General features: G+C 72.0%; 7 protein-coding genes. 5 read left to right on the top strand and 2 right to left on the bottom strand.

Annotated features, from left to right (window positions below):
• From CCR87_RS09335 to CCR87_RS09320, 4 genes are all read left to right on the top strand, one after another.
• Window positions 1-903, top strand: a 903-nt coding sequence (locus tag CCR87_RS09335) for a molecular chaperone DnaJ (RefSeq protein WP_201157257.1), incomplete at its 5' end; no start/stop codon positions are given.
• A gap of 70 nt (window positions 904-973) precedes the next feature.
• Window positions 974-1,600 carry a glutathione S-transferase family protein gene (locus CCR87_RS09330; protein WP_201157256.1) on the top strand — a complete coding sequence of 209 codons (627 nt, stop codon included), beginning with the start codon at window positions 974-976 and terminating at the stop codon, window positions 1,598-1,600.
• 6 nt (window positions 1,601-1,606) lie between these two features.
• Entirely contained in the window at window positions 1,607-2,815 is a 1,209-nt protein-coding gene (locus CCR87_RS09325) for an acetyl-CoA C-acetyltransferase (protein WP_201157255.1), read from the top strand.
• Window positions 2,816-2,832: 17 nt separating this feature from the next.
• Window positions 2,833-4,977 carry a 3-hydroxyacyl-CoA dehydrogenase NAD-binding domain-containing protein gene (locus tag CCR87_RS09320; RefSeq protein ID WP_201157254.1) on the top strand — a complete coding sequence of 715 codons (2,145 nt, stop codon included), beginning with the start codon at window positions 2,833-2,835 and terminating at the stop codon, window positions 4,975-4,977.
• A 4-nt stretch (window positions 4,978-4,981) separates the two neighbouring features.
• On the opposite strand, the gene CCR87_RS09315 is transcribed toward CCR87_RS09320, so the two are convergent.
• Entirely contained in the window at window positions 4,982-5,749 is a 768-nt protein-coding gene (locus CCR87_RS09315; protein ID WP_201157253.1) for an NAD kinase, read from the bottom strand.
• Between the two features lie 162 nt (window positions 5,750-5,911).
• Here CCR87_RS09315 and glyA point away from each other — a divergent pair, with 162 nt between their 5' ends.
• On the top strand, window positions 5,912-7,207 hold the full coding sequence (gene glyA, locus CCR87_RS09310) for a serine hydroxymethyltransferase (RefSeq protein ID WP_201157252.1): 1,296 nt from the start codon (window positions 5,912-5,914) through the stop codon (window positions 7,205-7,207).
• 54 nt (window positions 7,208-7,261) lie between these two features.
• Here the strand turns inward: glyA and CCR87_RS09305 are convergent, their stop codons facing one another.
• Window positions 7,262-10,390 (bottom strand): efflux RND transporter permease subunit, encoded by a 3,129-nt coding sequence (locus tag CCR87_RS09305; protein ID WP_201157258.1) that lies wholly within the window; start codon window positions 10,388-10,390, stop codon window positions 7,262-7,264.
• Between the last annotated feature and the right edge of the window lie 40 nt (window positions 10,391-10,430).

Raw genomic sequence — 10,430 nt, 5'->3', positions numbered from 1 at the left:
GGTGGGGCGCGGGCCTATGGCGGCGGCCCGGATTTCGCCTCAGCGTTTTCGGATGTGTTCGAGGATCTGTTCGGCGACTTCATGGGGGGCGGCCGGGCGGGGGCACGCGGGCGTGCCAGCCGCGGCAGCGACCTGCGCTACAACATGGCGATCACGCTGGAGGAGGCCTTCTCGGGCGTGCAGAAGTCGATCAGCGTGCCCACGCTGGCGGCCTGCGATTCGTGCAACGGCACCGGTGCCGAGGGCGGCGCCGAGCCGGTGAGCTGTCCCACCTGTTCGGGGCTGGGCAAGGTTCGGGCGCAGCAGGGTTTCTTCACCGTCGAACGCACCTGCCCCACCTGCGGCGGGCTGGGTCAGATCGTCAAGAACCCGTGCAAGGCCTGTGGTGGTGCCGGGCGCGTGGAAAAGACCCGCGCGCTGTCGGTGGACATCCCCGCTGGGGTGGAGACCGGCACCCGCATGCGCCTGGCCGGCAAGGGCGAGGCCGGGGTGCGCGGCGGCCCCGCGGGCGACCTCTATATCTTCATCGAGGTGCGCGAGCATCCGCTGTTCCAGCGTGACGGCGTGCACCTGCAATGCCGCGTGCCCGTCAGCATGGCCACCGCGGCCCTCGGCGGCGAGGTGGAGGTGCCCAGCATCGATGGCGGCCGCGCCCGGGTGAAGGTCCCCGCCGGCAGCCAGACCGGCCGGCAGATGCGCCTGCGCGGCAAGGGCATGCCGGAACTGCGCGGCGGCATGACCGGCGACATGCTGATCGAGCTGGCGGTGGAGACGCCGGTCAACCTCACGGCCCGCCAGAAGGAACTCCTGCGCGAGTTCGAGGAGCTGGGCGAACACAACAATCCCGAGGGCAGCTCGTTCTTCGACAAGGTCAAGGGGTTCTGGGACGGCATGAAGGGCTGACCCCGGCGCGCGGGCCATGGCGCCCGGCCGGCGGTCGGTCTAGGCTGGCCGCTGGCAGCGGAGGGATCCAATGGAACTGTACGGCTTTGGCGAAAGTGGCAACGCCTACAAGGTGGCGCTGGCGCTGCGCGCGATGGATGTCGACTGGACCCTGCGCCCGGTGGATTTCTTTGCGGGTGAGACGCGGGGGCCGGATTTCCGCGCGCTCAACCCCATGGGCGAGGTGCCGGTCCTGGTCGATGGCACCACGGTCCTGACGCAGTCGGCGGTGATCCTGGACTACCTGTCGTCCAAGACCGGCCGTTTCGGCGGCCAGTCCGCGGCCGAGCGCCGCGAGGTCCTGCGCTGGATGTTCTGGGACAATCACAAGCTGACGGGCATCGTGTCCCAGCTGCGCTTCATGCAGAACTTCCTGGCCCCGGACAAACGCGTGCCGGAGGTGATCGCCTATCTGCGCGGCCGCGCCAGGACCGGGGCGATGATCCTGGAGGACCACCTGTCGGCGCACGGCTGGGTGGTCGGCACCGCGCCGACGATCGCGGATTTCTCGCTCGCCGGGTACCTGTATTTCCCCGAGGAGAAGGGCCTGGAGCGTGCCGACTGGCCCGCCATCGACGCCTGGCTGGAGCGGATCGCCCAGATCCCCGGTTGGGCGCACCCCTATGACGTGATGCCGCGCGCCTTTCCCGGCGCCTGATCCGCGGTGGACGCGTTCCTCTATGACGCCGTGCGCGCGCCCCGCGGGCGGGGGCGGGCGGACGGGGCCCTCCACGAGGTCACGGCGCTGCGGCTGTCGGCGCTGATGCTGGACGCGGTGGTGGCGCGCTGCGGCGTGGCCCCGGACGCGGTGGACGATGTGATCTGGGGCACCGTCACCCAGGTGGGTGAGCAGGGCGGGTGCCTTGCGCGCGCCGCTGTCCTTGCCTCCGGCCTGTCGGAGCGGGTGCCGGGCGTATCGCTCAACCGCTTCTGCGCCTCGGGGCTGGAGGCGGTGAACATGGCCGCGGCCCAGGTCGGCTGCGGCATGGCCGATGGCATCATCGCCGGCGGGGTGGAGATGATGGGCCGCGTGCCGATGGGCTCGGACGGGCTGGCGCTGGCGGTGGACCCGACGGTGGCGATGGCGCGGCATTTCGTGCCGCAGGGCATCGCGGCCGACCTGATCGCGACGGAATACGGGTTCACCCGCGAGGCGCTGGACGCGCTGGCGGTCGAAAGCCATGCCCGCGCCGTCCGCGCCTGGGACGAGGGGCGCTTTGTCCGGGGCGTGGTTGCGGTGCGCGACATCAACGGGCTGGAGATCCTCGCGCGGGACGAGGCGATCCGCCCCGGGACCGACATGGCCGCCCTGGCCGCGCTGAAGCCCGCCTTTGCCGGGATGGGGCAGGGGATGCCCGGCTTCGACGCGGTCGCGCTGATGCGACACCCCCATCTGGAGCGGATCGCGCACCGGCACACCGCGGGCACCTCCAGCGCCATCGTGGACGGGGCGGCGGCGGTGCTGGTGGGCAACCGTGCATTCGGCGCGGCCCACGGCCTGCGGCCCCGCGCGCGCATCCGCGCCACCGCGCGGGTGGGGTGCGCGCCCACGATCATGCTGACCGGCCCGGTTCCCGCGACCGAACGCGCGCTGGCGGCGGCCGGGATGGCGCTGGGGGACATCGACCTGATGGAGGTGAACGAGGCGTTCGCCGCCGTCGTCCTGCGGTTCCTCCAGGCGTTCGACGCGGATCCCGCGCGCGTCAACGTCAACGGGGGCGCCATCGCCATGGGCCACCCGCTGGGCGCCAGCGGGGCGGTGATCCTCGGCACCCTTCTGGACGAGATCGAGCGGCGGGACGCGACCACGGGCCTTGTCACCCTGTGCGTGGCGGGCGGCATGGGCGTGGCCACCGTGATCGAGCGGGTCTGAGGGGCGAGGGGGCAGCCATGGCCGAATTCCGGACCGAGATGCACGACGGCGTGGCCGTGATCCGCTGGGACGTGCCGGGCCGGTCGATGAACGTCATGACGCGGGCGGGGCTGGCGGATCTGGCGGCCTGTGTCGACGCCGCGCTGGGCGATGGGGATGTGCGGGGGATCGTCATCACCTCGGCCGGGCGGGATTTCGCGGGGGGCATGGACCTGGCCCTCTTGGCCGAGATGAAGCGCGCGGCGGGCGCCGACCCCGCGCGCGGGATCTTCGACGCGGTGCAGGCCATCCACGCCCTTCTGCGCCGGATCGAGCGGGCGGGGATGGACCCGGCCACCCGGCAGGGCGCGAAGCCGGTGGCCTGTGCGCTGCCGGGGACCGCCGTCGGCATCGGGCTGGAACTGGCGCTGGCCTGCCACCGCATCCTTGTGGCCGACCGGGCGGATGCGCGCATCGGCCTGCCGGAGATCAAGGTCGGACTGTTCCCGGGCGCCGGCGGCACCACCCGGCTGGTGCGCAAGCTCGGGGTGATGGCCGCGGCCCCGTTCCTGCTGGAGGGGCGCATGGTCGCGCCCGAGGCCGCCCGCAGCGCCGGCCTTGTTGACGAGGTCGTGCCGGCGGATGACCTTCTGGCGCGCGCCATCGCCTGGGTCCGGGGGGCGACGGCGGCCGAGTGCACTAGGCCGTGGGACCTGCCGGGCCATCGCATGCCGGGCGGCGCGCCCTATGCCACGGCGGGGTTTCCGACCTTCGTGGGCGCCTCGGCCATGGTGACGGGGCGCACGCAGGGGGTCTATCCCGCCGCCGCCGCGCTGATGTCGGCGATGTACGAGGGCGCGCTGGTGGATTTCGACACCGCCCTGCGGATCGAGGCGCGCTGGTTCACCCATGTGCTGATGGACCCGACGGCCGAGGCGATGATCCGCACGCTGTTCCTGGACAAATCCGCGCTGGAGAAGGGCGCCCGCCGCCCCTCGGCGCCGCAGGGGCGGGTGGCGCGGCTGGGCGTGGTCGGCGCCGGCATGATGGGCGCGGGCATCGCGCAGGCGGCGGCCAGCGCCGGCATCGAGGTGGTGCTGACCGACGCCACCGCGGACGCCGCCGCGCGCGGCCGCGACACCATCGCCCGTGCGCTGGACGGGGCGGTGGCGCGCGGCCGGATATCGTCGGATCGCGCGGCCGCCGCGCTGGCGCGCATCACCACGGCGTCCGCGGACCTGCGGGGATGCGACCTGATTCTGGAGGCCGTGCCGGAGGACCCGTCCCTCAAGGCCGAGGTTCTGGCCCGCGCCGAGGCCGACGCCCCCGGCGCGACGCTGTCCAGCAACACCTCCACCCTGCCGATTGGCGATCTGGGCCGTGGCCTGCGGCGGCCCGAGGCGTTTGTGGGCCTGCATTTCTTCAGCCCCGTCGACCGCATGCCGCTGGTGGAGGTGGTGCGCGGCCCCGCCACATCCGACGCGACCGTGGCCCGCGCGTTCGACTTCGCCCGGCACCTGCGCAAGACCCCGATCGTGGTGAACGACGCGCGGTTCTTTTATGCCAACCGCTGCATCATCCCGTTCCTGAACGAAGGGGTACGCATGATCGCCGAGGGGGTGGCGCCCGCGCTGGTGGAAAACGCCGCGCGGCAGCTGGGTTTTCCGGTGGGGCCGCTGCAACTGATCGACGAGGTGTCGGTGGCGCTTGCGGTGCGCATCGCGCGCGAAACCCGCGCCGCGCAGGGGCGGGCCGCGGCCGATGACCGGGCCGACCGGGTGATCCTTGCGCTGGCCGAGGCCGGGCGGCTGGGCCGCAAGGCCGGGGCGGGGTTCTATGACTATGACGCGCAGGGCCGGCGCACGGGCCTCTGGCCGGGGCTGGAGGGGCGGGCGCGTCCGGATATCGCCACCCTTCGGGACCGGCTGATCTTCGTGCAGGCGCTGGAGGCGGTCCGCGCGCTGGACGATGGCGTGCTGGAGGATGTGCGCGAGGGCAACGTGGGGGCCGTCCTGGGCTGGGGCTTTGCGCCGTGGTCGGGGGGGCCGTTCGCCTGGCTCGACCGGATCGGGGCGGACCGGGCGGTGGCCACGGCCGAGGCGCTGGCGCGCGATCACGGCGCGCGCTTTGATCCGCCCGCGCGGCTGCGCGACATGGCCCGCAGCGGGGCGACCTTCGGCTGATCCCTCAGACGAACTGTTCGCGCAGCAGCCGCTCCTCCAGCCCGTGGCCGGGGTCGAACAGCAACCGATGCGCCACGGCGGGTTCCGAGCGGATCTCGACCCAGGCGACATCGCGCACGGGGCGGCTGTCGGCATCGGCCATCACCGGGCGCTTGGCGGGGTTGAGCACGTCGATGCGCACCACCGCCGTCCTGGGCAGCAGCGCCCCGCGCCAGCGGCGCGGCCGGAACGCGGACATCGCCGTCAGCGCCAGAACCGCCGATCCGATGGGCAGGATCGGCCCGTGCGCCGAATAGTTGTAGGCCGTCGACCCGGCCGGCGTGCACACCAGCGCGCCGTCGCAGACCAGCTCCTCCAGGCGGACACGACCGTCGACGCTGATGCGCAGGCGCGCGGCCTGCGGCCCCTCGCGCAGCAGCGACACCTCGTTGATCGCCAGCGCCTCGTGCACCGTGCCGCCGACAGTGACGGCGTGCATGTGCAGCGGGTTGATGACGGTTTCCTCGGCCACCGCCAGCCGCTGGGTCAGGCCCGAGCGGGCATAATCGTTCATCAGGAACCCGACGGTGCCGCGATTCATGCCATAGACCGGCGCCGGCAGGTGCTGGGTGGCGTGCAGCGTGCCCAGCATGAAGCCGTCGCCGCCGAGGGCGACGATCACCTCGGCCTCCTCGGCGGGGACATCGCCGTAGCGGGCCACCAGTTCGGCGCGGGCGGCCTGCGCGTCGTCCGTGGGACTGGCGAGGAACGCGATCTTGCGTCGGTCGGCCATGGCGTCGCTCCCTGCACTGTGCCGGTTGTGGCGGGCCGGGCGGGCGAACACAACCCGGACCTGCGCGGCATCGTCCCGCCGGGCGCGGCGATATCACGCTTCAAGGACCGCGCCGTATGGGCTATGTGCCATCCCACACCGTGCCAGCCCGAGGAGGCCGCCATGAACGCCCCGCACCGCGACAGCGGATTCTTCACCGAGACCCTGAACAGCCGCGACCCCGAGCTTGCCGCCGCCGTCACCGCCGAGATGGCCCGACAGCGCGACGAGATCGAGCTGATCGCCAGCGAGAACATCGCAAGCCTTGCGGTGCTGGAGGCGCAGGGCTCCGTCCTGACGAACAAGTATGCCGAGGGGTATCCCGGCCGGCGGTACTATGGCGGCTGCCAGCACGTCGACGTGGCCGAGGAGCTGGCGATCCAGCGCGCTTGTGCGCTGTTCGGCTGCGGGTTTGCCAATGTGCAGCCGAACTCCGGCAGCCAGGCCAACCAGGGCGTGTTCCTCGCGCTGCTGCAACCCGGCGACACCATCCTGGGCATGAGCCTGGACGCGGGCGGCCACCTGACCCACGGCGCGCGGCCCAACATGTCGGGCAAGTGGTTCAACGCCGTGCACTACGGCGTGCGCGAGGACGACCTGACCCCGGACTACGACCAGATCGAGCGGCTGGCGCTGGAGCACAAGCCCCGGCTGATCATCGCGGGCGGCTCGGCCATCCCGCGGGTGCTGGACTTCGCCCGCTTCCGCGCCATCGCGGACAAGGTGGGCGCGTATCTGCTGGTGGATATGGCGCATTTCGCCGGGCTGGTGGCGTCGGGGCATTACCCCTCGCCGTTTCCGCATGCGCATGTGGCGACCACGACCACGCACAAGACCCTGCGCGGTCCGCGCGGCGGGATGATCCTGACCGATGACGAAGGGCTGGCCAAGAAGTTCAACTCGGCGATCTTCCCCGGCCTGCAGGGCGGGCCGCTGATGCATGTGATCGCCGCCAAGGCGGTGGCCTTCGGCGAGGCGCTGCGCCCGGAGTTCAAGGACTACCAGGGCCAGGTGATCCGCAACGCCCAGACGCTGGCCGCGCGGCTGGTCGCGGGGGGGCTGGCGATCGTCACCGGCGGCACCGACACGCATCTGATGCTGGTCGACCTGCGCCCCAAGGGCGTGAAGGGCAACGCGACCGAGGCCGCGCTGGGCCGCGCCCACATCACCTGCAACAAGAACGGCATCCCGTTCGACGATGAAAAGCCGATGGTCACCAGCGGTATCCGGCTGGGCTCTCCGGCCGGGACCACGCGCGGCTTCGGCGAGCCGGAGTTCGCCCAGATCGGCGACTGGATCGTGCGGGTGGTCGACGGGCTGGCCGCCAACGGCGCCGATGGCAACGCCGAAGTGGAGGCCGCCGTGCGCGCCGAGGTGCTGGAGATGTGCGCGCGCTTCCCGCTCTATCCCGGCCGCTGAGGCCCGCGCGACACCGTGAACGCCGGCCCTCCGGGGCCGGCGTTCCGCGTTGTATCAGGCGCTGCGCGGGGCGGTTGGCGCAAGCTCGGCCAGCTCGTCCACCAGCTGCGCCTCTCCGGCCGCGCGCGCCTTGCTGAGGCCGCCCAGCAGCACGAACACCACCGGCGTCAGGTAAAGCGTGGACAGGGTGGCCAGCCCCAGCCCGCCGACGATGACCCAGCCCAGCGCCTCGCGCGCCTCGGCGCCCGCCCCGAAGGACAGGATCAGCGGCACCGCGCCCAGCACGGTGGAGGCCATGGTCATCATCACCGGGCGCAGGCGGATCACGCAGGCCTCCTCGGCGGCGGCGCGCACGCTGGCGCCGCGGTCGCGCAGCTGGTTGGCGAACTCCACGATCAGGATGCCGTTCTTGGCCATGATCCCCACCAGAAGCACCAGCCCGATCTGGGAATAGACGTTCAGCGACCCGTCCGTCAGCAGCAGCGCGAACACCGCGCACGCCAGCCCCAGCGGCACCGTGGACATCACCACCACCGCCGACACGAAGCTTTCGAACTGCGCCGACAGCACCAGGAACACCACCAGCAGCGCAAAGCCGAACACCACAAGCAGCCCGGCCGACGTCTCGTCCAGCGTCTTGGCCTCGGCCAGCGGCACGATGCGCTGGTCGGGGCCCAGCAGGTCGGCGGCCAGCCGCTCGGCCTCGGCCAGGGCCGCGCCCAGCGGCAGCGCATCGCTGAGAGAGGCGGAAATCCCCACCGCGCGCATCTGCCCCTCGCGCGCCAGCTCGGGCGCGACCGCGCGTTCCTCCAGCGTCACGAAGCTGGAGATCGGCACCATCGCGCCATTGCCCGCGGGCACGAAGATCCGCTCCAGATCGCCGGGATCGCGCACCGGCTGGGCGGTGGACAGCATCTGGATGTCATAGCTGCGGTCGTCCACGAACACCGTGCCCACCGACCGGCCGTCCAGAACCGCCTGCAACGCCTCGCCCAGCCCGTCGATGCGCACGCCCAGATCAGAGGCCCGCGCGCGGTCGACCTCGATGAAGAGCTGCGGCTGCGTGGTCTCGAAATCGAGCGAGACGCGGCCGAAACGGCCGTCGTCCTCCAGCCGGCGCACCAGCTCCTCGCCCAGATCGCCGAGCTGTTCATAGTTCGAGCCGGTGACGGCGAACGACAGCCCGCGCCCGGCGCCACGGATGCGCAAGGAGTTGGGCTGGATGACAAAGGCGCGCACGCCGATCACGTCGCGCAGGCCCGCGTTGATCTCGGCCACGATCTCCTGCTGGGAGCGGTCGCGGTCGCCCCACTGCGCCAGCGTCAGCACCACGAAGGCGCGGTTGTCGCGCCCGCCGGTGCCGATGATGGCAAAGCGGTTGGTGATCTCGCCGGCGGCCTGCAGGGGTTCGGCGATGGCCTCGATCTCGCGCACCTTGGCGTCGGTGAACTCGCGCGCCACACCCTGGGGCGCGGTGATCGACATCAGGATGACGGCGCGATCCTCGGCCGGGGTCAGCTCCTGGCGGAGCTGCCCGGCGGCCACCAGCGCGGTGACGGCGAACAGCACCGCCGCCAGCACCACCGCCAGCGGTGCCGCCAGCGCCGCGCGCAGCGACGCGCCATAGATCGCGGCCAGCCGGTTGCCCAGCCACACCATCGGCCCGCGCGGATCGGCCACCGGCTTGGCCGTCAACAGACGGCTGGCGAGCATCGGGCACAGCGTCAGCGCCACCACCGACGACAGCAGCACCGCCATCGCCAGCGTGAAGCCGAATTCGCGGAACAGCCCGCCCGTCTGGCCCGGCAGGAACGACAGTGGCACGAACACCGCCGCCAGCGTCGCGGTGGTGGTGACGACGGCAAAGAACACCTGCCGCGTGCCCAGCACGGCGGCGGCACGCGGCCCCAGCCCCTGGGCGCGGCGGCGCACGATGTTTTCCAGCACCACGATGGCGTCATCGACCACCATCCCGGTCGCCAGCACCAGCGCCAGCAGCGTCAGGATGTTGACCGAGAACCCCGCGATGTAGATCGCCGCCACCGTGCCCACCAGCGCCACCGGCATGGTGATCGCCGGGATCAGCGTGGCGCGCACATCGCGCAGGAACAGGAAGATGATCCCCACCACGATGAAAACGGCCATGACGAGCGTCTTGAGGACCTCGGAAATGGCGCCCGACACGAAGGTCGCCTCGTCCGAGGTGATGCGCACGGTCACGTCGTCGGGCAGGATCGAGGGCAGCTCGTCCACCACCGCGCGCACCGCCCGGGAGATGTCGAGCGTGTTGGACTGCGCCTGGCGGATGATGCCGAGGCCCACGCCGGTCTCGCCGTTGGCGCGCAGCAGGGTCTCGCCGGGTTTGGGGCCCAGCGTGACCTGCGCGATGTCGCCCAGGCGGATGTTCTCGCGGATGACGAGGGCCTCGAATTCCTCGGCGGTGGTGACGGCGGCGGTGGTGCGCACGAGGATCGACTGGCTCTCGCCACCCAGCGTGCCGGCGGGGGCGTCAAAGGCCACGTCGCGCAGGCTGTCGCGCAGGTCCGCGAGGCTCAGGCCCCGGCTGGCGAGTTGCAGCATGTCGACATCGACGCGGAACACCGCTTCGCGGTCGCCGAAGATCTGAAGGTCGGCCACCCCGGGCGCCGAGATCAGCCGGTCGGCGATGAAATCCTCCACCAGCCGCGTCAGGTCCTGCGGCGGCCGGATCGACGAGGTCACGGCGATGCGCAGCACCGGGTCGGCGTTGGCGTCGGCCTTGACGATCTGCGGGTCGTCGGCGTCGTCGGGCAGGTTGTTGGAGATCCGGCTGACGGCATCGCGGATGTCGGTGGCGGCGACGTCGATGTTCACGCTGTCGGCGAATTCCACCGTGATCCGGCTGCGTCCGAAGCGCGATTCGGCCGACACGTCGGTGACGCCGCTGACGCGGGCGACGGCGTTCTCGATCTGGGCGGTGATCTCGCGGTCGATGGTTTCGGGGGCCGCACCGGCGAACTGGGTGGTGACGGTGACGACGGGGCGGTCGACGTCGGGCAGCTCGCGCACCTCCACGCCGAACAGGCCCGCAAGGCCGGCGATCACGATCAGCGCGGACACCACCAGCGCGAGGATCGGGCGTCGCACGAACAGCGCGGTGCCCGACCCCGCGAGCGCGCGCGCCTCGTCGGCCGAGCGGGGCAGGTCGTCGGCGCCGATGTCCTCGGGGTCCGCGGGGGGGGGC

Source organism: Rhodobaculum claviforme (assembly GCF_016653255.1).
Classification (GTDB): domain Bacteria; phylum Pseudomonadota; class Alphaproteobacteria; order Rhodobacterales; family Rhodobacteraceae; genus Rhodobaculum; species Rhodobaculum claviforme.
This window is presented reverse-complemented; position numbering and strand designations above follow the sequence as displayed.